Genomic DNA, 22,930 nt, shown 5'->3' with positions numbered 1-22,930 from the left:
CGGGCCTACAGCTTCCTTGTTGTTATGCATGACCCGTGGCGGTAAATGATTACCACACATGGCATTCGAGTTTACCGTTGGGTTTCGGGCGCGGGGAAGGGCAATGGTCGCAGCAATTACGCATAGCTGCGTAGGAGTTTTCTGCGTCGGGAGCCCCGACGCAGAGCACTCAAGGGTGTGGGGCCTGTGCCAGGTGCAGCAGCACGTAGGGGTTGCGGTCGAACTCACCGCTCAGGGTCGGCGTGAGGGCGCGAAAGCGCGGGTCTTTCAACCCTTCGAAATCCGCCTCGCTCATCACCAGCCAGGCCGGCCCTTGTATCGGGTTCAGGTCAGCAGGGTTCTGGGTGAACAACGGTACCTGGTCGCAATCAAGGTTGACCATGTATTTGATGGCCTTGGCGTCTTTACCCAGGCCGTGCAATACCACGGGCGCGCGCTGCTGCATGACCTGCTCGTGCACCTGCAGGGTAAACGTGCGGGTGTCGTAGAGGCTGCGCTCCAGCGGCTCGACCACGCCGATATAGCTGGCCCACACCGCCAGTACACCGGCCAACGCCGGGCCCAGCGGGCGCAGTTGCGCCTTGAACAACGCCAGCAAAGCCACGACCTGCAGCGCGCCCAGCAGGCCAAACATTGGCCCCAGATGCTCCAGCTGCTGCGGATAACGTGTGCGTGCGAACAACAACCCGGCGATCAGCAGCGTCGGAAGCAACGTCCAAATGCCCAGCATCAGCCTGCGCAACTCGGCAAACAGCCGACCCTCGGCAACCTGGAACGGATAGGCCGCAATGATTGCCGCCATGGGCAACATCGGCAGCACATAGCGCGCCTTTTTGGCCTGTGGGATCGACAGGCCAAGCATCACCAGCAGGCCGGCGGCCGCGCAGTACAGCACCAACTGCAAGGCCGGCTCCGGCGTACGCCGGCCGCCGAGGGCGATTGCCAGCAGCACCAGCAGCGCCACGGGATAGGCCATGGCGTAATTGCCCAGCGAACTGGTGAAGTAATACAGCACGCCGCTGGAGCCTTCGCTGCCGTCCATGCGCCCCAGGAACTGCATGCGGATCACGTCCTGCATGAAGCTCTCACCGCCGCTGAGCTTGGCCATCAGCAACAGCAGGCCGACACACGCCACCAACAGCGCCAGCGCCAGCAAGCCAAAACTGAACAGCTGCCGCCATTGCCGATTGATCAGGTAGTAGCTGCACAGCACGCCGGTGGGTATCACCAGGCCAATCGGCCCGCGAATCGCAAAGCCGAGGATCAGCAGCAGGTACAGCCAGTGCAGGCGCTTGCCGGCACCGAAGTGGTCATGCGCGTAACCCAGGTAGAACACGGCCAGGGCAATCGCGGCGAGCATCTGGTCGAGGGATACCGAGCGGGTTTCACTGATGAAGGTACTGCTGAGCAGCAATACCGCGATGCTCAGCAGGCCCCAGTGCCGGGAGTAGGGCGCCGTGAGGCGATACACCAGCACCACGATCGCTGCCGAGGCCAGCGCCGTGGGCAACCAGGCCGTGAGGCTGGTGACCTGGCCCAGGGGCAACGACAGCAACCAGGTCAGCAGTGTCGAGGTGGCCAGGTAATCCGCATACGGCTGCCCGTAGGTGGTCGGGAAAAAGCCCGGCCCGTGGCGCAGCATCTCCTGGGCAAACACCACGAAGCGGGAGTCGAAGCCGATAATCGCCTGGTGCCAGCTGCCAGCGATGAATAACGCCAGCGCCAGCAACCCCAGCAGTAGGGATTGGCGGCGAATCGTCGGGCTCAGCAGGGACGGTTGAGCTTTGTTCACGTATCAGGCTTCCACAACCTGTGGCACCCACTGTTGCTGCGGAATCGGCAACTGGCACGAGTCGCCACGGCCCATCGGGAAGTACTGGAAGCCTTTGCGCGCCAGGCGCTCGCCGTCATACAGGTTGCGGCCGTCGAAGATCACCGGGGTTTTCAGGCGCTGGTGGATCAGGTCGAAGTCCGGTGCCTTGAACTGCTGCCATTCGGTGCAGACGATCAGCGCATCGGCGCCGCTCAAGGTCGACTCCGGGGTGCCCATCAGCATCAGGCGCGGGTCATCGCCGTAGATGCGCTGGGTTTCCTGCATGGCTTCCGGGTCGAACGCGCGTACGTTGGCGCCGGCGGCCCACAGGGCTTCCATCAATACACGGCTGGGGGCATCGCGCATGTCGTCGGTGTTCGGTTTGAACGCCAGGCCCCAAAGGGCAAAGGTCTTGCCGCGCAGGTTGCCCTTGAAGAACGCATTGATACGCTCGAACAGCTTGCTCTTCTGGCGCTGGTTGATCGCTTCCACGGCTTCCAACAGGTCACTGGAGCAGTTGGCCTGCTTGGCACTGTGGATCAGCGCGCGCATGTCCTTGGGGAAGCACGAGCCACCGTAGCCGCAGCCAGGGTAGATGAAGTGGTAGCCAATGCGCGAGTCGGCACCGATGCCCAGGCGTACGGCTTCGATATCCGCGCCCAAGTGCTCGGCCAGCTCGGCGATCTGGTTGATAAAGCTGATCTTGGTCGCGAGCATGCAGTTGGCGGCGTACTTGGTCAGCTCGGCGCTGCGCAGGTCCATGAAGATGATGCGGTCATGGTTGCGGTTGAACGGCGCGTACAGGTCGCGCATTACGTCACGCACTTCTTCGCGCTCGCAGCCGATGATGATGCGATCCGGGCGGCGGCAGTCGGCCACGGCCGAGCCTTCCTTGAGGAATTCCGGGTTGGAGACGATATCGAACTCCAGGTGCCGGCCAGCCAGGTGCAGGGCCTTCTCGATGTGCGCGCGCAGGGTGTCGCCGGTGCCCACCGGCACGGTGGATTTTTCCACCAGGATCACCGGCTCGATACGGTGGCGGGCCACGGCATCGCCTACCGACAGCACGTATTTCAGGTCGGCCGAGCCGTCTTCATCCGACGGCGTGCCCACGGCAATGAACAGCACTTCGCCGTGTTCGACGGCCAGCTTTTCATCAAAGGTGAAGTGCAGGCGCCCGCTCTCCAGGTTCTCCTTGACCATCGCGGCCAGCCCCGGCTCGAAGATGCTCACATGGCCTTGCTGCAACAGCTTGACCTTGTTTTGATCGACGTCCATGCAGATGACATCGTGACCGACTTCGGCCAATACGGTGGCCTGCACCAGACCGACGTAACCACTACCAAATACACTGATTTTCATGGGGCATTCCTGGGACTTGTAGCGCTAGCACGGCGAGAGTTGATAACCAGCACACCGAGGATGACCAAGGCCACCCCCAGGGTTTTTGAAATCGAAAAGTGTTCGTTGAAGACCGGCAGGCTGGCCGCCAGCAGGTACACCAGCGCGTAGCTGATGCTCAGCAGCGAATAGGCCCGGCCCAACGGCAGGTGTTTGAGCGCGCCGAGCCAGCAGAGCATCGACAGCGCATAGGCGAGGATCGCCAGCAGCACCACAGCCAGGGCGCCGAGGTCGATCTGCGCCGTCAGCCATTCGTTGGGCAGCGGCAGGCGCGTCATGCTCCAGCGCATGCCCAGTTGGGCCGCGCTGACCAGTGCGACGCTGCCCAGGGCCAGGGCAAACCCCTGGACCCGGCTCATACGTGACGCCCCAGCAGCACGACGCCGCCGATTACCAGCGCCACGCCCAGCCAGTGACGGCCATCGATGTGTTCATGGAACACAAAACGCGCCATCAGCGTGACCAAGACAAAATTCAGGCTGAGCATCGGGTAGGCGATGCCGACCTCCAGGCGCTGCAGTACCAGCAGCCATACCAGCAGGCCCAGGCCCAGGCACACCAGCGCCGCCCACAGCCACGGCGAGCGCAGTTTCAGCGCCCAGCCGTCCGGTAGGTCGCGCCAGCTTTCCACGGCGAACTTTTGCGAGACCTGGCCCATGCAGGTCAACAGGCAGGCGGCCAATAGCAGGAGGAGGGTGATCACGGCTGCACCTGCGGGAAGATCAGAATCACGATATTGCCTTGCTCATAGCGCTCGCCGTCGGTGGGCAGCAGCGCTACTTCGGCGATTTCATCGTCGCCTTTGACGCGCATCACCACACCTACCGGCCCTTGTTTGCGCGCCTCGCTCATCCATTGCTGGACCTGGCGGGTGTCGACCTTGTGATGCCCGGCATCCGGGTAGGCCAGGCCGTACTTCACTTCGCCGACCGTGTTGTACAGCGTCACATCCGGGCGCTGCAGGCGCCACGCCAGGGCCGATGCCGCGCCGAGGTCGTTGCTGAGCAACGCCGTAGCCGGGCGCAGTGCCTGCAGGTGGTCGATGATGAATTGATCCGGCGTCTTGTTGTAGACCACCGAATGCGGCAGTGCGGCCGGCAGCAGGGCGACCATCAGCCAGCTGCCGATCACCGGCGCGGCCCACAGGTGCAATGGCCGTGCAGCCTGCAGCAGGTTGACCAGGATCCAGCCGAACAGGAAGACAAACACCAGCACCAGGCTGAAGGTTTCCTGGCCATGTTCGTACAGCGGCTTTTTCAGTTGGAACCAGCTCAGGGCGAGCAATACCACCACGCCGAGAACCAGGTTCAGCCAGCCGTTGAGGCGCAACGCGCGACCGCGGCCCTGGGCCAGTTTATCCGCCAGGGTGTTGCCCATCAGCAAGGCCAGCGGCAGCAGGCACGGCATGATGTAGGAGGGCAGCTTGCCTTTGGCCAGGCTGAAGAAGGCCAGGGGCATCAGCAGCCACAGCAACACAAAGCCGACCTTCGCCGTGCGCTTGTCTTGCCACGCCTGCTTGAGGGTGGACGGCAGCAGGGCGACCCACGGCAGCGAGAACGCCACCAGCAGCGGCAAGTAATACCAGAACGGCTCGGCATGCTGGGCGTCGTCGCCGGCAAAGCGCTGGATATGCTCGTGCCAGAAGAAGAAATTCCAGTAGTCCGGTTCCTGCAGGTGCACGGCCAATGCCCACGGCACGCTGACCACAATCGCCACCGCTACGGCGACCAGGCCATAACCGAGCAGTTCGCGAAAACGCTTCTGCCAGATTGCGTAGGGCAGGGCGATCAACACCGGCAACAGCCAGGCCAGGAACCCCTTGGTCATGAAGCCCATGCCACATGCCAGGCCCAGCACTGCCCAGGACCACAACCGGCCGCTGCGCGTGGTGCTGTCGAAGCAAAACCACAGGGCCACACCGGTGAGGTTGACCCAGAAGGTGAACTGCGGATCCAGGTTGGCATAGCCGCCCAGGGCTGCGACGCTGACAAAGCTCATATACAGCACGGTGCTGATCAGGCTTTTTTGCGGGTCATTCCACAACCGGCGTGACACCAGGTACACCAGCAGGATGCTCAGGCCGGTGCTCAATGCCGACGCAAAGCGCACGCCGAACAGGTTCTGCCCGAAGATCGCCTGGCCCAGCGCGATCATCCAGTAGCCGGCCGCAGGCTTTTCGAAATAGCGAATACCCATGAAGTGCGGCGACGCCCATTTGCCGGTCAGCAGCATTTCCTGGCTGATCTGCGCATAGCGGGTTTCATCCGGAATCCACAGGCCGTGGGTGGCCAGCGGCAGCAGATAAAACACGCCGAACGCCAACAGGAGCAGGGGCAGGGCCCAACGACGGATCATGCCTGTTGCACTCCGAGCCAACCCTCACGGCCGCTCAGGGCGCCGCGCACCAGCTGCTGCTGGGGCAGGGTGGTGACGTCGGCAGGCAGCAACTCGCCCAGCGGTTGGAAATCGATGCCGCGCTGCCCTGCCTGGGCCAGCAACTGGCGAAAATCATTGGCCATCAGAATCCCTTCTACTTCTGCGTGGATGGTGTAGACGTTGAGCTTCGACTCCGCGAAGCGCTCGAGGATGTAGCTATTGAAATCCTTGGCAGCTACCACCGGCCCGACGACTTCGTCGAAGGTCGGCAGGTCGACCGGAATCTGTGGGGTGCCCGCGCTGCCATCGGCCAAGGTTGGCCTGAACAGGCTCGTGCCCCGACAATCACTGTTGTAGCGGAAGTTGAACCCTTGCTTGGCCTGCACCACGCGTTCATCGGCGCGCCAACCGGCGGCCGCGGAACAGTCGATGCGTTCACCCAGGATATCGCTCAGGGTGTCGACGCCGCGCCGAATCTGCTCGACCAGTTGTGCGTCGCTCCAGCGCCCGGTGTTGGCCTGCCAGCCATGGTGATCCCAGGCATGCAGGCCGACTTCATGGCCGGCGGCCTTGGCCTGGCGCATCAAATGCCCCAGGTCACGGCCGATCGGTTTGCCCGGCCAGGCAGTGCCGGCGAGCAAAATATCCCAGCCATACAGGCCGGCAGCGTTGGAACGCAGCATCTTCCACAGGAACTGCGGGCGGATCAGGCGCCACAAGTGGCGCCCCATGTTGTCCGGCCCGACACTGAAGAAGAACGTCGCCTTGACCCCGGCTTCATCCAGGGATTCGAGCAGTCGCGGCACCCCTTCACGGGTGCCACGGTAGGTGTCGACGTCAATGCGCAAGCCTGCCTTCATTACTTCTTGTCCGCGATTTCGAGCATGGCTTCACGCAGGAAGAAGTCCAGGGTGTTGCCGATGGTCTCGCTCATCTCCACGGTCGGCTCCCAGTTCAGCAGGCGCTTGGCGTTTTCGATGCTTGGCTTGCGGTGTGCCACGTCCTGGTAACCGGTGCCGTAGAACGCCTTGCTCTCGACGTCGCGGAAACCGGCGAACGGCGGGAAGTTGCCACGCAGCGGATGCGCTTCGAACTGACGCAGCAGCTCTTCGCCCAACTGGCGGATGCTGGCTTCGTTTTCCGGGTTGCCGATGTTGATGATCTGGCCGTTGCAGACATCGTTATCGTTATCAATGATGCGCGCCAGGGCTTCGATGCCGTCGGCGATGTCAGTGAAGCAACGCTTTTGCTCGCCGCCGTCAAACAGGCGGATCGGCGTGCCTTCCACCAGGTTGAGGATCAACTGGGTGATCGCGCGGGAGCTGCCGATACGCGCCGAATCCAGGCGGTCCAGGCGCGGGCCCATCCAGTTGAAGGGACGGAACAGTGTGAAGTTCAGGCCCTTGGCGCCGTAGGCCCAGATCACGCGGTCGAGCAGTTGCTTGGAGACCGAGTAGATCCAGCGCTGCTTGTTGACCGGGCCGACCACCAGGTTGGAGGTGTCTTCGTCGAAGTACTGGTCCTGGCACATGCCATAGACTTCGGAGGTCGACGGGAAGATCACGCGCTTGTTGTACTTGACGCAGTAGCGCACCAGCTTGAGGTTTTCCTCGAAGTCCAGCTCGAACACACGCAGCGGGTTACGCGTGTATTCGATTGGCGTGGCGATAGCCACCAGCGGCAGGACCACGTCGCACTTCTTGATGTGGTACTCGATCCACTCGGTGTGGATGCTGATGTCGCCTTCCACGTAGTGGAAATTTGGGTGGCTGCGCAGGCGCTCGATGGCGTCGGAGCCGATGTCCAAGCCGTAGACTTCGTAGCGGTCGTCACGCAGCAGGCGCTCGGACAAGTGGTTACCGATAAAGCCGTTCACACCGAGGATCAGCACGCGGGTACGGCGCGGCTTGCGGCCGGACTCGGCGCCACGCAGCACGGAGCCGTCGACCAGGCCGAGTTCATTGGCCAGGGATGGGCCGGCCAGGTACAGGCCGTTGTCATTGCGTTGGCCGAACTTGACCACCAGCGAGTCTTCACCACAGGCGATGCGCAGCGGGTTGACGCTGATCACGCGGCCCGGCGCCAGGCCTTCATTGCCCTTCACCACCTCGGCCTGCCAGACGATCAGCTTGTGCTCGCCCACGGCGCAGAAGGCGCCCGGGTACGGTTGAGTCACGGCGCGAACCAGGTTGAACAGTTCTTCAGCCGGCTTTTTCCACTCCAACTTGCCGTCGGCAGCGGTGCGACGACCGAAGTAGGTGGCCTGGCTTTCGTCCTGGGCGGTTTCAGTCAGCTTGCCGGCGGCCAGTTGCGGCAGGGCGTCACGCAGCAGGTTGCTGGCGGCGTCGCGCAGTTTGGCGTGCAGGGTCAGGCCGGTGTCGGTGCGCTCGATGGCGACCTTCTGCTGGGCCAGGATCGCGCCGGCATCGGCACGCTTGACCATGCGGTGCAGGGTCACGCCGGTTTCGGTTTCGCCTTTCACCAGCACCCAGTTGGCCGGTGCGCGGCCACGGTATTTGGGCAACAGCGAACCGTGCAGGTTGAACGCGCCTTTGCTGGCGGTGGCCAACAGGGCTTCGCTCAGCAGGTTGCGGTAGTAGAAGGAGAAGATGAAGTCCGGTTTGAGCTTGGCAATACGCTCGATCCACAGCGGGTGGTTGGCGTCTTCCGGCGCGTGCACTGGAATGCCGTTACGGGCGCACAACTGCGCGACGGAACCGTAGAAGTTGTTTTCCTTGGGGTCGTCGGCATGGGTAAACACGGCAGCAATGTCGTAGCCGGCAGCCAGCAGGGCTTCAATGCCTGCACAGCCAATATCGTGGTAAGCGAAGACAACGGCGTTTGAATTCATGACGAAACCTGATCGGAAGGAGAAGTAGAAGTGGTATGGGAAGACACCAGGCCGTCGACGACGACCACGGGTGCCGGTGCTGCCGGTTGGTTGCGCAGCACTTTTTCAATGAAGAACCGAGGGCGGGCACGCACGTCGCTGTACATGCGGCCCAGGTATTCACCCAGCAGGCCCATGCCGATGAACTGGCCACCGGTGAACACGAACAGCACGGCGAACAGCACGAACAGGCCATCACCGGCCCAGTCGGCACCGAATGCCAGGCGCATGACGATCAACGCGAAGGCGAAAAAAACGCCCAGCGCCGCCAGGCTGAAGCCGACGATGGACAGCAGCCGCAGCGGGGTGGTGGTCATGCAGGTCAGCAGGTCGAACATCAGGCTGATCAGGCGCATGGCGCTGTATTTGGATTCGCCGTGCTCGCGCTCGGCGTGGTGCACCAGGATCTCGGTGGTGTGGCGGGCAAAGCCGTTGGCCAGGATCGGAATGAAGGTGCTGCGCTCGCGGCAGGCAAGCATGGCGTCGACGATGGTGCGCCGGTAAGCGCGCAGCATGCAGCCGTAGTCGGTCATGGCCACCCCGGTGGAGCGTTGCACCGCCAGGTTGATCAGGCGCGACGGCCAGCGGCGAAAGGCCGAGTCCTGGCGATTGTTGCGCACGGTGGCGACCACGTCGTAGCCCAGCGCGGCTTGTTCGACCAGGCGCGGGATTTCTTCGGGAGGGTTCTGCAGGTCGGCGTCGAGGGTAATCACCACTTCGCCCCGGCACTGCTCGAAACCGGCCATGATTGCGGCGTGCTGGCCGTAGTTGCGGTTGAGGATCACCGCGACCACCTTGCTGCCGTCTACGGCGGCAGCGTCTTCCAGCAGTTGGGCCGAATTGTCGCGGCTACCGTCATCCACAAGGATGATTTCGTATTCGTAGGCCAGTTGCTGGCACGCTGCGGTGGTGCGACGCAGCAATTCAGGCAGGCTTTCTTGTTCGTTGTAGACCGGGATGACGATCGACACGCAATGAATAGGGTAGGGTTTCAAAGATTCATGACCTCGGGGGTTAGCGCAACTTGGAGCGTGGAAACATCAATAAACAGTGGGCAAACGTCTAGACCGTAGAAGCAGGGACGGTGCTAAAGGTGAAGCGTAATCAACAGGTTAGACGGTGTTGCGCAATTTGCTATTAAGTTTCACGTTCAAGATTAAGCGCAAAAATGTTGAACAGATATGAAAGGCAGATGAAAAACTCGTTTATTTGACAGGTAGACAGCTAGGGTTCAGCTAAACATCCACGGCGTTGTCCGTTGAATTGGCTGGCGAAATAGGAACGGCCGCGCAGGTGTTTGGTTCAACGCAAACGTGCGTCCTGTGCGTTGGCACTTTATTCAAGAATCTTCTCTGCAATGCGCCCCAAGTGCCGGTAAAGTAAGCCGTCTCTTGCCAGGGTGATCGGATGAATAGCGTGCAGCTTTTACGCGGCCAGTTGCGGCCAGTGTTGATGGGATTGTTGATGACCGTGGCGTGCGTCACCACGGTGCGCGCCGACGACGGCGTGGCGCTGACCAGCATCGACCAGGTGCCGGACGGGGTGGAAGTGCGTGGCAAGCAGATCGCCGCGTATACCTGGGACGATCGCCAGGGCAAGAACCTGCTAGTGCTCGCCGAGCAAGTCAGCGAGCGCGACGATGACGGGACCCAGTCGGCCTTCGTCTACGCGGCTCAGTACCTGATCGATGGCAATCGCCCCAAACGCGTGTGGATGCTCTACGACGACGTGCAGCACTGCGAATTCGACGCCGCCCTGCGCTTCGACCGGGAGGCGACCAAGGTCACCGACCTTGCCGGCGATGGCATCACCCAGGCGACCGTGGGTTACTCGCGCACCTGCACCAGCGACGTCAGCCCCAATGAATTCAAGTTGATCATGCACGTGGGCAAGTCGCAGAAGTACCGCCTGCGCGGTGTCGACCGGGTCGGCGCCAGTTGGTGGGACGAAGAAGCGGGCGCCCTGCGCGGCATGCCGTTGCCCAAGGATTGCAGCGTGGCCGGCCAGCAGGCATTGGTCAGCCAATACAAGGAGCAGGGCACCGAGTTGCCCTTGCCGGGCTGCTATGGCGATGAGAAGGATTTTGCCAAGGCCCCCGAGGCGTACCTGACCTTTATGCGTCAGCACTGGTTCGCGCTGATGCAGAAGCAGGACACGGATTGGAGCCAGGCCCAGGCTCAACCGCAAGACCCCACCGAGGATGACGGCAGCGCCCCGTGATGTGGTGCGAGGGCTTTTGCTGGGGTAGACTCAGGCCTCGCCAATTCACTAAATACCTCGATTAAACAATGGCTTGGTCGAGGTATTTAATCCAAAGGCTGATCTACCTTGACTGAGTCTATCCGCAACCCGCTGACCCTTTACCTCACCCGCCTGGCACCCTCCAGCCAACTGACCATGCGCTACGTGCTGCAGGACGCCGCCGACCGCCTGGGCTTCGAGGACATCAACCTCGAAGACATCGACTGGCACCTGCTGCAGCCTGAACACGTGATCGCCCTGGTCGCCGCCTTGCGCGAGGACGGCTACGCGCCCAATACCTCATCGTTGTATGTGAACGCCGTGCGCGGGGTGATGAACGAGGCCTGGCGCCTGAGCCTGATCAGCCAGGAACACCTGCTGCGCATGCGCACGGTCAAGGCCGCGCCCGGTACCCGCCTGGGCCAGGGGCGCAACCTGCGACGCACACTGATCCGCGAAATGATGGAAGTCTGCGCCGCCGACCCACGCCCACAGGGCCTGCGGGACGCGGCGGTGATCGGCATCCTGTACGGCTCGGGCATGCGCAAGTCGGAGTCGGTCAACCTCGACCTGGCGCAGATCAATTTTGCAGAGCGCAGCCTGCGGGTGATCGGCAAGGGCAACAAGGAGCTGGTCAAGTATGCGCCGGACTGGGCCTTCGCCAAGTTGCAGGCCTGGCTGGCGTTTCGGCGCGAGCAGCTCAAGGAAGGTGAGCAGGACGATAGCTTCCTGTTCAATCGCATCCGTCGCGGCAGCCACATCACCCGCGAACGCATTACCAAACATGCGATTTACTACATTGCCCGCCAGCGCGGCGAGCAGGTGGGCGTGAAGATCATGCCCCATGATTTCCGGCGCTCGTTCATCACGCGGGTGATCGAGGAACATGATCTGTCGATCGCACAGAAGCTCGCGCACCACACCAATATCCAGACCACCGCCAGCTATGACGTACGTGACGACAATGAGCGGCGGCGGGCGGTGGATCGGTTTGATCTGTAGAGCGTTTTTTGTGGGAGCCGCGCTTGCCCGCGATGCAGGCGCCTCGGTCTTCCTGAGAAGTCGAGAGGCCGACACCGCCGGCAAGCCAGTTGCTACAGGATGGGTTTGCCGCCGGTGACGGCATAGCGGGAACCGGAGATGTAGCTGGCTTCATCCGAGGCAAGCAGCACATAGATCGGTGCCACTTCCACCGGCTGGCCAGGGCGGCCCAGCGGGGTTTCGCTGCCAAAGCTCTGGACGTCTTCGTCGGGCATGGTTGCCACGATCAGCGGCGTCCAGATCGGCCCAGGTGCCACGCTGTTTACCCGAATCCCCTTGCTGCCGAGCAATTGCGCCAGGCCGCCGGTGAAGTTGGCAATCGCGCCCTTGGTCGCGGCATAGGCAAGCAGGGTCGGCTTGGGCATGTCGGAATTGACCGAACTGGTGTTGATGATCGAGCTGCCGGCCTGCATATGCGGCAGTGCCGCCTTGCAGATACGAAACATCGCGGTGATGTTGATATCGAAGGTCTTCACCCATTCCTCATCCTCGATCTCTTCGAGGGTTTCATGGGTCATCTGGAACGCCGCGTTATTCACCAGCACGTCAATGCGGCCGAACTGTTCGACCGTCTTGTCGACCAATGCCTGGCAGTTGGCTTTCTGCGCGATATCACCGGGCAGCAGCAGGCACTGGCGGCCCGCTTCTTCAACCCAGCGTGCGGTTTCCTTGGCGTCCTCGTGTTCGTCCAGGTAGGCAATGGCAACATCGGCACCTTCGCGGGCAAACGCGATGGCCACCGCGCGACCGATGCCGCTGTCGGCACCGGTGATCAGGGCGATCTTGTTGGCCAGTCGGCCGGAGCCCTTGTAGCTCTTCTCGCCACAATCGGGATAAGGCTCCATTTTCTTCTGGGTGCCGGGCACGGCTTGGGCTTGAGGGGCGAAGGGTGGGCGTGGATAGTCAGTCATTTCAATCTCCATAGCGCATCAAGGGTGCTATGGGGTTAGTAGTTTTGGCGACGGCGATAGTTGTAATGGATGCCTGGCGGGCCCGACGAATGGTCTCAACCCGTGGCGGGTAAAAACACCAGGCCCGGCAGGTCGATAGCTGGGATATGTCCGCTGAGCGCATCGCGCAGCGCCTGCACTTGCTGGGTGTGCCGAGTCTCTTTCGGCCACACCAGGTAGTAGCCATCACCGGAGGCGACGGCCTTGCCGTACGGCAAGCCGATCAACCCGTCGCGGACATCGTCGGCCACCAGGTGCAGGTCGCCGATGGACACACCGTGGCCGCGCATGGCCGCCGAAATGGCCTGGTCGAGCGTGTCGAAGACCTTGCCGCGATCCAGGTTGATCCGGGCTTCCAGCGGCAGGGCCGCCAGCCAGCGGCGCCAGTCGCGACGGTCGGGAGTGGGATGGATCAGTTCGGCGTGCGGCAGTTCGACGTCGATCTTGCCCGGTGCGCAGATGGGGATCAGCCACTCATCAAACAGCTTGTACGCCTGCACATCGGCACCGAAATGGCCGTTGCCAAGCAAAATCGCGCAGTCGTAGGGCTCGGCGTAGAAGTCCACGCTGTCGAAATCCATCCAGACACTGGCCAGTTGCACGGTCAGTTCGGCCTTGAGAAGGTCCAGCGTGTGCAGCAGCCAGCGCATGGTCAGCGTGGAGGGCGCCTTCAGGCGCAAGTTGCCGGTGCCGGCACGAAACGGTGCACAGGCTTGTTCGATGATGCGAAAACCAACCTTGAGTTCCTGCGCCAGCCGCTCACCGGCCGCGGTCAATTGCAGCCTGGGCCCGTGCCGCTCGAACAGCCGGCAGTCAAGGATGCCTTCGAGGGTCTTGATATGACGACTGATCGCACTTTGAGTCAACGATAGCTCTTGCGCCGCGCGGGTAAACGAAGAGGAGCGTGCCGCGATTTCAAAGGCGCGCAGGGCATACAGTGGCGGGATGCGTTCGGCCATGGAGATTATTCATTGTGATAAATACTCATAGTAGGTCACAGGCTTTTGCGTTTTTCAACGCGTGCCTGATGCCTCACGCTGCCAGCCCCTGAACCCCACAAGGCGGCGTGCACCATGGACACTTCATTACTGCTGGTCTACCTGCTCAGCGTCTTCATGCTGATCGCCACCCCGGGCCCGGTGGTGGCGCTGATCATCACGACCAGCCAACACGCCGGCACCCGACATGCGTTGTGGACGGCTGTGGGGACCAACCTCGCGTCGCTGACCCTGGCAGTACTGGCAGTGCTGATTTTGGCGGGCAGCCTGTCGGTCAGCCCGGCACTGTTGAACGGCATCAGTGTTATCGGCTGCCTGTTCATCTTCTACCTTGGCATCCAGGGCCTGCGTAGCCCTGCAGGTCAAGCGCCTGCGGCCGGCCGTCGCGGTGGCACTGTCGGCACCGGCTTCCTGGTGGGCATCTCCAACCCCAAGGACATCATTTTCTTCGTGGCGTTTTTCCCGCAGTTCATCCAGGTAGCCGATTCGTTCAGCCGCAGCGTGACGCTGTTGACCCTGGCGTGGGTGGTCATCGACTTCCTGGTGCTGGCGTTCTACATCGCCATTGCCCGCAGGCCGTTTGCGCTGAAGTACCGCGGCGGCATCAACCGGGTGGCCAGCCTGGTGTTGCTTGCGGTGGCAACAGTGGGGATCCTGCATGCAGCTGCCGTCCTGCGCAGCCACTAACGCAGGCGGCAGATTGCGGCCTTGTCGATCATGTGGTTGAGCACTGCCAGGGCAGCCTTCGACAAGGATTTCTCATTCGGGTAGACCGCGTAGAAGCCTTCGGTGGGCAGGTAGTACTCCGGCAGTACGTGCACCAGCTCTTTCTGTTCGAACTGGGTCATCACGTTGTTCAACAGCGCAATGCCCAGGCCCTGGTGCGCGGCATTGATCAGGCCGAGCATGGAGTCGGAAGAAAACCGGCCACGCACCGGCAGGCTGTAGGTCTGGTCCTGGCGCTTGAGGGTCAGCAGGTTTTCATGGGTCTTGCCCAGGTACTGCAGGTGTTCATGCCCGGCCAGGTCGTTGAGGGTCTGCGGTGTGCCTTGTCGCGCCAGATAGTGCGCACTCGCATATAAGCCCAATGTCACGTCGCGCAACTTGTGCGTGACATAACTGCTTTTTTTCGGCTTGCCCACGCGCAACAGCAGGTCGATACCGTCTTCGGTCAAGTTAGGTTCAATATCGGAGACGATCAGTTCAAGTTCGATGTCCGGGTACTTGTCCAGGAAGACCTGAAGGAAGTTGGTTTCCGAATATTCAAAGAAACTCGTCGACACGTGCACGCGGATGGTGCCGCGCGGTTCGCCATCCATGTGTTTAATCGATTCAATGGTGGCGTTAAGCGCATCAATGTTGGCGCTGCTCTGTTGATAAAGAACATCACCCGCCGGCGTGCAGCGCAGCGCGCGGGTCGACCGGAACAACAGCGGCGTGCCCATGGCCTGCTCCAGGCTTGCAAGGCGTCGGCCCAAGGTGTTGGCGGGGATGTCGAGCCTCTTGCTGGCCAGCGACAGGCTTCCGCTGCGGACGATTTGAACGAAGATAGCGACATCATCCAGCATAATTAACCTTGGCGCCCCTGCGGACCGAATTAATAATAAACACACCCAGTACGCTATAGCGGAATGGGGGAGGGTGATATATAAAACAGCGCTGTTTTGAGCGGCGCGATCTTACCGGTAGTTCTGCGGATAATAAATAACCAAATATGGATTTCACTCATCCATATTTGGATTTATCGCAGTTTGTTTATTCTTCGTTCAGCCAATGCTATTGTTTGATGGCACTTTGACTCAAGTTTCGGCGTGCGCCTGATAACTGTGCGAGTCGTGCACCCATTAGATTAATTCCTGCACAAATCACTATCGCATTTCCGCGAGGGTGAGGCGTTTCTGCGCCGTGGGCACACTGAAACAAAGAGGCTGTTGGCTATGTCGCGTGGATTTGCATTGGAGCACCTGACCGTCTCCCGGAAACTGGGGTTGGGGTTTGGCCTGTTATTGGCGTTGGCGGTGCTGCTCGCGTTGACTGGGCTGTATGGCCTGCGCAGTGATGGGCAATCGCTCAAGCGCATCAATCGCCTCGGCAATCTGTTCGATCAGACCGTGTTCTCGCGCGATGCCAACTTTACCTACGCCTTGACCACGGACACGGCCCAACTCGCGCGCCGCGATGCGAGCCTGGAGAAGATGCAGAAAATGCTGGCGAGCATCGTCAGCGATGTCCACGACGGTGACTGGCCCCAGGAAGACCTCGGCAGGATCCGTCGCCTGGATGAGAAGCTGCACGCATACATGACCGCCCAAGGCCAGGTAGAAACCGGGGTGAATGTCGGGCCAACAGTTCTCAAGTTGAACGCCGCGCTGGCGGCGCTGCAAGGCGAGATCAACGAGCTGTACGACGCAGAAGCCGTGCGGGCCAAGCGCAGTGTCGAGGCGGTGGTGATTGTGTTGGGGTCGATCACCTTGCTCGCGCTGGTGTTCGGTGGATTGCTGGCCTGGCGCATCGGGCACCAGATCGTCGTACCGCTGCGACAGACCCTCGAAGCTGCCGAGCGTATTGCCAATGGCGACCTTACCGTCGAACTGCACAGCGAGCGCGCCGACGAACTGGGCCAGATGCTCCGTTCGATCAACCACATGAGCCACCGCCTGCGTGATGTGATTTCGCAGATCGGCACCAGCTCGCACCGGCTGGCGGCGTCCTCCAGCCAGTTCGCGGCGATTACCTTGCAGACCCGCGCGGGTATCGAGAGCCAGAAAAGCGAGACCGACCGGGTCGCGACGGCCATGACCGAAATGACTGCGACTGTGCTCGAAGTGGCCCGCAACTCGGAGTCCGCCGCGCACGCGGCGAAGGCCGCAGACACCCAGGCCAGCAGTGCGCTCGGGGTGTCACAGCAAGCGGTGCAGCAAATCGAAACGCTGGCACGCGACGTGGGCCTGTCGGCGGAATCGATGACGCGCCTGCATCAGGAAAGCGAACGCATCGGTGGTGTGCTGGATGTGATCAAGACCGTCGCCGGGCAAACCAATCTGCTGGCGCTCAATGCGGCCATCGAAGCCGCCAGGGCCGGGGAGGCGGGCCGCGGCTTTGCGGTGGTGGCGGATGAAGTGCGCAGCCTGGCCCAGCGTACGCAGCAGTCATCGGAGGAAATTGAAAGCCTGATTGCCGGGCTGCAGCGTATCGCCGCAGAAAGCTCGCGAATGATGCAGGCCAGCGTGGTGCAAACCCAGTCGACTGTCACTGGCGTGCGTGACACTGGCGCAGCACTGGCGACGATTACCGAGCAAGTGGCGGGAATCCAGCAGATGAGCCTGCTGATCGCGACCGCCGCGCAAGCGCAGAATACCGTGGCCGACAGCATCAACCGCAGCGTGACGACCGTGCGTGAAGTGGCCGACCAGTCGGCCCAGGCGAGCGCCGAAATGGCCGACTCGAGCGCCGACCTGGCGCAGCTGGGGGGCGACCTGCAGCAATTGGTCCAGCGGTTCCAGGTCTAACCCCATGGGCAAGACGCTGGAACCCCACGGCTGGCTATTACCCGACGATGCCCCCTTGCGCCGCAGGGGCCTGCGTTCGCTGGCGCTGCTCGGCCGGGTCTCGCTCAGTTTTGTGCTGATTCATCTGCTGGTGACGGTGCTGTTCACCGTCAGCGGTTATCGCTTCAAGGTGGCCGCTGACGAGGCGTTGCTGGGCACGCGCCTCAATGCAATTGTGCAAGCCTTGCCGGTGGTTATCGGTGATGACTACCTGCGTGAGTTACTCGCGCAGGGACCGTTCGATGCACCGCGCTACGAGGCCATGCTGCAACGCCTGGACAGCTACGCGAAAAAAGCCGGGGTCGATTCGATCTATGTGCTCACGCAGCGCCAGGGCCACACCCTGTTCGTGATGGATTCAGCCAGTGCCGAGGACATCGACAGCGGCCGCTACGGCGAGCACCTGAGTGCTTACGCAAGCGCACCGCCGCAGCTGGCCCAGGTGTTTGCTGAGCGGCGCAGCGCGGTGGTCGACTATCACGATCAATTCGGCGATTTCCGCTCATTGTTCATGCCTGTCACCGGTCCCGAGGGCAGCCAATTGGTGCTTGGCGCCGATGTGAGTCTTGCGGACGTCGAGGCTGAGCGTCGTGGCTGCCTGGTGTTATTCCTGGGCATTGGGCTGGTGACCTTCCTGCTGGGCTTGCTGGTGATTGCCAATCGAGAGCTACGGATCTCGCAACTGGCGTTCGAAGACCCGTTGACCGGGTTGCCCAACCGCACGCGCTTTATCATGAACGTCAACCAGGTGATCGAGGCCGGTGACCGGCCACTGGCAGGGCTGACGGTGGCGATCTTCGACATCTGCGACGTCAAGCGCATCAACGCGCTGTACGGCTATGCCGATGGCAACGTGTTGCTGCAAGGCGTGGCCAGGCGTTTATCGGCGGTGCTGAACGCCGGCGAGTTGCTGGCGCGATTGCCCTCCGACGGTTTCGCCTTGCTGCTGCGCTGTGATGAAGAGATCTGCCTGGCGCGCCTGGCCCGCACACTCGATCAACCCTTCAGGCTCGGCGGGCAGCACTCGGTGATGGTCAAGGCGCGCCTCGGGCTGGCTCGCTACCCCGTACATGGGCGCTGCGTGCAGGACCTGCTGTGTTATGCCGAAGTTGCACTGGATGCGGCGCGCAGCCAGGCCGTCAGCCATGTGTTCTACGACCCGGAACTGGAACAGCGGCGCCAGCAGCAGATGGCGTTGCTGGATGATTTCGACCTGGCCATCGAGGCCGGGCAAATGCGCGTGTTCCTGCAACCCAAGGCCAGCCTGCAGGACCGGCGTATCGTCGCGGCCGAAGCCCTGGTGCGCTGGCAGCACCCGCGGCTGGGCCTGATTGCGCCGGGGGTGTTCCTGCCGATCATCGAGCACAACGGGCGCATCTGCGCGCTGAGCCTGTGGTTGTTGCAAGAATGCATGCAGTTGAGCCGCACGTCCGAGATCCGTATCAGTGTGAATTTAAGCGTACAGGACCTGGAGTCGGCGACATTCCCTGCCCAGGTCGAGGCGCTGCTCAAGCACACCGGCGCCAACCCGGCACTGCTGGGTCTGGAAATCACCGAGTCGAGTGCCATGCACAAGCCCGAGCAGGCCTTGGCGGCGCTGCGTGCATTGCGCCAGCTGGGTTTTTCGTTGTCGATCGACGACTTTGGCACCGGCCATTCGTCCCTGGCCTACCTGTCTCGCCTGCCGGTGGATGAGCTGAAAATCGACCGTTCGTTCATCACCCACCTGCACCAACCCGAGCAGCAGGCCATTGTCAGGGCGATTATTCAGCTGGGCCTGATCATGAACCTGCGACTGGTCGCGGAAGGTGTCGAAGACCCGCAGGCCTGCGCCTTATTGGCGGCGTTTGGTTGCCATGAAATCCAAGGTTACATGATCGCCAAGCCGATGCCCGCGCCGCTGTTTTTCAATTGGCTGGCGGCGTGTGCGGCACGCTGGACGCCAGATGCGGGGGCAGGCGCTGCAAGGTCCACAGTGTCGTGAGCAGCGCCGCGACCGCGCACAGTGCGATGCCGATCAACATCGGCGCCGGCGTGTGGTCGGCGAACACGCCCACTAGGGTCATCGACACGGCGGCGGTTACCATCTGGATGGCGCCCAGCAGTGCCGACGCCGAACCCGCCACCGCGCCGTGGTCTTCCAGGGACAATACGCCGGCGGCTGGCAACAACAGGCCGAGAAAGCCGAAGCCGATAAACAGCAGCGTCATCATCAGGGCGAGGCTGTCGCTCCACAGGGTGGTCACAGCGAGCAGGACCATCACCGCCGCGACGCTGACCACGGACCAGCGAATCAACGGCGCCAGGCCGAAGCGCGCACTGAGGCGTGCGGTGAGCTGGCTCATGGCAAAAAACGACGCGGCGTTGAGAGCAAAGCACAGGCTGAACTGGGTCGGAGTCAGGCCGAAATACTCGATGTACACGAACGGCGCGCTGCCGATAAACACAAAGAATGTCGCCAGGCCAAACCCGCAGACCACCGACAAACCGGTGAAGACCGGGTCGTGGAGGAGGGCGCCGTAACTGCCGAACGCGCTGCCCAGGGTCTTGCCCAGACGCCGCTCGGCGGGGTGGGTTTCCGGCAGTTGTACGACGGTCATCACCAGGCAGAGCACAGCCACCACAGCGAGCACGACAAACACTTCACGCCAGCTCCACAACGAAATCACCAGGCTGCCGGCCAGCGGCGCAAGGATCGGCGAGACGCTCATTACCAGCATCAGCAAGGCCATCAGGCGCGCGGCTTCGTGGCCGGTGTACAAGTCGCGCACGATGGCCCGCGGGATCACCATTCCGGCGCACGCCCCGAACGCCTGCACCGCGCGAAAGCCAATCAGCACTTCAATGCTCGGGGCCAGCGCGCTACCGATGCTGCCCACGGCAAAGATCACCAGGCCGGCATAGATCGGCAGCTTGCGCCCGAACACATCGCTGATCGGGCCATAGAACAGTTGGCACACGCCGACGATGATGAAGAACACCGTCAGGCTCATCTGCACCGCCGCCGGCGACGCCTGCAGGCTGGCGCCGAGGGTCGGCAGGGCCGGCAGGTAGATGTCAATGGCGAAAGGTCCGACGGCGGTGATCAACCCGAGCAGGAGGGCGAGGTGGGCAATACTTCGAGACATGGAATATCCGGGCTAGGGCGTGCAAAAGAGCGTCAGCTTAAGTTTCGTACCGCTGGCACACAAGCAAGATTGACGCTGGCGAAGCGCTCGCGTTGAATGAGCCCCTTCATAAGCCTGCACTCAGGGAATTGCTGTGCTCAGAAATGTCACGGACATGGATTTGCGCCTGCTGCGCATTTTTGCCGTAGTGGTCAGGTGCGGCGGGTTCACAGCGGCCCAGGCCGAGCTGAACATGAGCCAATCGAACATCAGCACGCATATCTCCGGCCTGGAAAAACGCCTCGGTTATCGCATTTGCGAGCGTGGCAAAGGGGGCTTTCGCCTGACCGAAAAAGGCCAGCGCATCCTCAAGGCGTCCTCGGCGCTGTTTGGGGCGGTGGATGCGTTTCGTGATGAGGCCCAGGATTTGGCCGGGCGCCTGGTCGGCGATTTATACCTGGGCCTGGCGGACAACATTGCGACCTTGCCCACGGCTCGTATCGACGCGGCGATTGCACGGTTCTATGCGCGAGAGCACGACATGCACCTGCACATCTTCGTGAACTCGCCGACGGAGCTGGAACTGGCGGTGATCGATGGGCAACTGGACATGGCCATCTCGTATTTCAGCCGGCCATTGCCGACCCTGGACTACCAGCCGCTCTACAGTGAGGCAATCGGCATTTTTTGTGGCCGCACGCACCCGCTGTTCGGCGTCGATTCGCCGAGCGTAGACCAACTGCAAGCCTGTGACTGGATCAAGCATGGCTTTCTGCCCGCTGACCAAGTCCTACCGGTGGTGCCCACGCGCGCGTCGGCCACTGCATACCACATGGAAGCGGTGGCCCACGGTGTCCTCGCCGGGACACACCTGGGGTATCTGCCGGCGCATTACGCGGCGCCCTGGATCGCCAGTGGCCATATGCGTGCGCTGCACCCCGACACCCTGCATTACGCGGTGCAACACAGCATGATCACGCATATCGGCCACCCACGCAGTGAGGCGGTGCGCGCGTTTATCGAGGATTTACGCGTCGAGCACGAGCGCTAATTCGCCATGCACCGCGTTGCGGAAGATCTGGCTGTATTCATCGGCACTCAAGGGGCGGGCATTGGTGTCGGAGGACGAAATATCGGCCACCGCCTGCTCACCGACCCACGGCGCGGCGTCTGCCTCCAGGCCGATCTCGCCGAGTGAATGGGGAATGCCCAGCTGCCTGCGTAGCTGCAGTATCCAGCGCAGGAAACCGTCGAAATCCGCTTGGGGCAGTTCCAGGTAGCGCGCCAGGCGGGCGATGTCATCACTGATCACCGCCCGGTTGGCCACCATTACATAAGGCAGCAGGATCGCATTCAACAACCCATGGTGGCGGTGGTACCGCGCACCCAGCGGATGGGCGAGGGCGTGCACACCGCCGAGGCCTTTCTGAAATGCCACCGCGGCCATGGCGGACGCGACCAGCATGCCTTCGCGCGCCACCATGTCCTGGCCATCCGCGCAGGCGGCGGCCAGGTGCTGCTGAATCAGGCGCACGCCCTCGACGGCGACCCCGGCCGACATCGGGTGATACAGCGGTGAGCAGAACGCTTCAATGTGGTGGGTGAGGGCGTCCATGCCTGTCGCGGCAGTGAGCGCCGGTGGCAGTTCACGGGTGAGGATCGGGTCGAGAATCACCGTGGCAGGCAGCAGCTCCGGGTGGCTGATCACCTGTTTGATGTTGTGTTCGCTGAGGGTCAGCACCGCTTCACGGCCCAGTTCCGAACCGGTGCCGGCGGTGGTCGGCAAGGCAATCAGCTTCGGCAACTCCAGGCGCGGAAAGTCCGCCAGGCTTGGGTAGCGCTCGATCACCTGGGACCACTCGAAGCGTTCGAGACCATGCCGATCGACAGCCGCGAGGCTGATGCCTTTGGCCGCGTCCATGGCACTGCCGCCGCCGAGGGCGATCAACGAATCATGGCCGCCAGCCTGGAAGGCGCTGACGCCGCGCGCGACGTCCTCCAGCGTGGGGTTGCTGTGAATGTCACTGAACACGGCGAAGGGAATATCCGCTTCGATCAGGTGCGCCTTGAGTAAGGCCAGTGGCTCCAGGGCGAGCATGCCCGGGTCGGTCACCAGCATAGGTTTGCGCATTTCGAGCAAATTGCAGCGTTGCGCGAGGACCGCCAGCGCGTCGGGCCCGCAGAAGATTTCGGTGGGGTAATTCCAATAGTGAAGGACTGACATCTGAAACTCCGTGTCCAGTTTATTGAGCGCGCAATTGCGCGGTGACGCCGCGTTGATACGGCTTGGCCCAGAACAGGTAGATCAAACCGAGCACGGCCAGTACCGAGAACACCAGGATCACCGCCCATACCTGGAACCACGGCGCGTCTGGCGGTGCCAACGCCACCCGCGGCCAGGCCACGTTGATGCTTTCGAATATCAGCCAGGCAAAGGCCGCGACGTTGACCGGCAGGCCCCAGCGCCCAAGGCTGAAGGTGCCGGGCTCGGGTTTCCAGCGGCCGTTAAGGCGAGCGAGCAGGGCGCAGGTCACCACGATCAGGAAGACAAAGAAGAACCCGCCA

At 62.2% G+C, this 22,930-nt stretch carries 19 protein-coding genes and 2 pseudogenes; 7 read left to right on the top strand and 14 right to left on the bottom strand.

Annotation, left to right across the window (positions count from 1 at the left end; genetic code table 11):
• Positions 1-169: 169 nt before the first annotated feature.
• The 8 genes from BBG20_RS16865 to arnC are packed head-to-tail and all read right to left on the bottom strand — an operon-like array spanning position 170 to position 9,475.
• Positions 170-1,792, bottom strand: a complete 1,623-nt coding sequence (locus BBG20_RS16865) for an ArnT family glycosyltransferase (protein ID WP_065905350.1) — start codon at positions 1,790-1,792, stop codon at positions 170-172.
• 3 nt (positions 1,793-1,795) lie between these two features.
• Positions 1,796-3,175 (bottom strand): UDP-glucose dehydrogenase family protein, encoded by a 1,380-nt coding sequence (locus tag BBG20_RS16860; RefSeq protein WP_065905348.1) that lies wholly within the window; start codon positions 3,173-3,175, stop codon positions 1,796-1,798.
• On the bottom strand, positions 3,172-3,573 hold the full coding sequence (gene arnF, locus BBG20_RS16855) for a 4-amino-4-deoxy-L-arabinose-phosphoundecaprenol flippase subunit ArnF (RefSeq protein ID WP_065905346.1): 402 nt from the start codon (positions 3,571-3,573) through the stop codon (positions 3,172-3,174). Before arnF ends, BBG20_RS16860 begins: the two co-directional genes overlap by 4 nt.
• Positions 3,570-3,917: a 4-amino-4-deoxy-L-arabinose-phosphoundecaprenol flippase subunit ArnE gene (gene arnE, locus BBG20_RS16850; protein WP_065905342.1), complete on the bottom strand. Its 348-nt coding sequence runs from the start codon at positions 3,915-3,917 to the stop codon at positions 3,570-3,572. The genes arnF and arnE overlap by 4 nt, the downstream gene beginning before the upstream one ends.
• A complete protein-coding gene (gene arnT, locus BBG20_RS16845; RefSeq protein ID WP_065905340.1) occupies positions 3,914-5,569 on the bottom strand; it encodes a lipid IV(A) 4-amino-4-deoxy-L-arabinosyltransferase in 1,656 nt (551 codons plus the stop codon). Before arnT ends, arnE begins: the two co-directional genes overlap by 4 nt.
• On the bottom strand, positions 5,566-6,450 hold the full coding sequence (arnD, locus tag BBG20_RS16840; RefSeq protein WP_065905338.1) for a 4-deoxy-4-formamido-L-arabinose-phosphoundecaprenol deformylase: 885 nt from the start codon (positions 6,448-6,450) through the stop codon (positions 5,566-5,568). Before arnD ends, arnT begins: the two co-directional genes overlap by 4 nt.
• Positions 6,450-8,441 carry a bifunctional UDP-4-amino-4-deoxy-L-arabinose formyltransferase/UDP-glucuronic acid oxidase ArnA gene (arnA, locus tag BBG20_RS16835; protein WP_065905336.1) on the bottom strand — a complete coding sequence of 664 codons (1,992 nt, stop codon included), beginning with the start codon at positions 8,439-8,441 and terminating at the stop codon, positions 6,450-6,452. The genes arnD and arnA overlap by 1 nt, the downstream gene beginning before the upstream one ends.
• Positions 8,438-9,475, bottom strand: a complete 1,038-nt coding sequence (gene arnC / locus BBG20_RS16830) for an undecaprenyl-phosphate 4-deoxy-4-formamido-L-arabinose transferase (protein WP_065905334.1) — start codon at positions 9,473-9,475, stop codon at positions 8,438-8,440. Before arnC ends, arnA begins: the two co-directional genes overlap by 4 nt.
• Positions 9,476-9,887: 412 nt before the next feature.
• Between arnC and BBG20_RS16825 the strand changes: the two genes are divergently transcribed.
• On the top strand, positions 9,888-10,700 hold the full coding sequence (locus BBG20_RS16825) for a M949_RS01915 family surface polysaccharide biosynthesis protein (RefSeq protein WP_065905331.1): 813 nt from the start codon (positions 9,888-9,890) through the stop codon (positions 10,698-10,700).
• 108 nt (positions 10,701-10,808) lie between these two features.
• Entirely contained in the window at positions 10,809-11,723 is a 915-nt protein-coding gene (locus tag BBG20_RS16820; protein ID WP_065905329.1) for a site-specific integrase, read from the top strand.
• Positions 11,724-11,815: 92 nt separating this feature from the next.
• On the opposite strand, the gene BBG20_RS16815 is transcribed toward BBG20_RS16820, so the two are convergent.
• Positions 11,816-12,673 (bottom strand): SDR family oxidoreductase, encoded by an 858-nt coding sequence (locus tag BBG20_RS16815; RefSeq protein ID WP_065905536.1) that lies wholly within the window; start codon positions 12,671-12,673, stop codon positions 11,816-11,818.
• 95 nt (positions 12,674-12,768) lie between these two features.
• Positions 12,769-13,671, bottom strand: a complete 903-nt coding sequence (locus tag BBG20_RS16810; RefSeq protein ID WP_065905327.1) for a LysR family transcriptional regulator — start codon at positions 13,669-13,671, stop codon at positions 12,769-12,771.
• Between the two features lie 114 nt (positions 13,672-13,785).
• Between BBG20_RS16810 and BBG20_RS16805 the strand changes: the two genes are divergently transcribed.
• On the top strand, positions 13,786-14,397 hold the full coding sequence (locus BBG20_RS16805; protein ID WP_065905325.1) for a LysE family translocator: 612 nt from the start codon (positions 13,786-13,788) through the stop codon (positions 14,395-14,397).
• On the opposite strand, the gene BBG20_RS16800 is transcribed toward BBG20_RS16805, so the two are convergent.
• On the bottom strand, positions 14,394-15,278 hold the full coding sequence (locus BBG20_RS16800) for a LysR family transcriptional regulator (protein WP_065905323.1): 885 nt from the start codon (positions 15,276-15,278) through the stop codon (positions 14,394-14,396). The genes BBG20_RS16805 and BBG20_RS16800 overlap by 4 nt on opposite strands.
• 369 nt (positions 15,279-15,647) lie before the next feature.
• Between BBG20_RS16800 and BBG20_RS33640 the strand changes: the two are divergent.
• From BBG20_RS33640 to BBG20_RS16790, 3 genes and pseudogenes are all read left to right on the top strand, one after another.
• Positions 15,648-16,364: pseudogene (locus tag BBG20_RS33640) on the top strand (HAMP domain-containing protein); the annotation flags it as partial.
• Positions 16,356-17,219, top strand: coding sequence for a methyl-accepting chemotaxis protein (locus tag BBG20_RS33635; RefSeq protein WP_450091344.1), 864 nt, complete (start codon positions 16,356-16,358; stop codon positions 17,217-17,219). The pseudogene BBG20_RS33640 and the gene BBG20_RS33635, both read left to right, overlap by 9 nt.
• Positions 17,220-17,223: 4 nt before the next feature.
• Positions 17,224-19,242 carry a putative bifunctional diguanylate cyclase/phosphodiesterase gene (locus BBG20_RS16790; RefSeq protein ID WP_065905318.1) on the top strand — a complete coding sequence of 673 codons (2,019 nt, stop codon included), beginning with the start codon at positions 17,224-17,226 and terminating at the stop codon, positions 19,240-19,242.
• Here BBG20_RS16790 and BBG20_RS16785 read toward each other — a convergent pair.
• Positions 19,166-20,386, bottom strand: a complete 1,221-nt coding sequence (locus tag BBG20_RS16785; protein ID WP_065905316.1) for a multidrug effflux MFS transporter — start codon at positions 20,384-20,386, stop codon at positions 19,166-19,168. The two genes, BBG20_RS16790 and BBG20_RS16785, sit on opposite strands and share 77 nt — an antisense overlap.
• A gap of 133 nt (positions 20,387-20,519) precedes the next feature.
• Here BBG20_RS16785 and BBG20_RS16780 point away from each other — a divergent pair, with 133 nt between their 5' ends.
• The gene (locus BBG20_RS16780; protein ID WP_065905312.1) at positions 20,520-21,416 is read left to right on the top strand and encodes a LysR family transcriptional regulator; all 897 of its coding nucleotides are present in this window, start codon (positions 20,520-20,522) and stop codon (positions 21,414-21,416) included.
• On the opposite strand, the gene BBG20_RS16775 is transcribed toward BBG20_RS16780, so the two are convergent.
• Both BBG20_RS16775 and BBG20_RS16770 read right to left on the bottom strand, forming a co-directional pair.
• A complete protein-coding gene (locus BBG20_RS16775; RefSeq protein WP_065905306.1) occupies positions 21,393-22,589 on the bottom strand; it encodes an iron-containing alcohol dehydrogenase in 1,197 nt (398 codons plus the stop codon). The genes BBG20_RS16780 and BBG20_RS16775 overlap by 24 nt on opposite strands.
• Positions 22,590-22,608: 19 nt before the next feature.
• Positions 22,609-22,930: pseudogene (locus tag BBG20_RS16770) on the bottom strand (APC family permease); the annotation flags it as partial.

Source organism: Pseudomonas aylmerensis (genome assembly GCF_001702265.1).
Classification (GTDB): Bacteria; Pseudomonadota; Gammaproteobacteria; order Pseudomonadales; family Pseudomonadaceae; genus Aquipseudomonas; species Aquipseudomonas aylmerensis.
The sequence above is the reverse complement of the archived record's forward strand: the minus strand, read 5'-3'. Positions and strand labels throughout refer to the sequence as shown.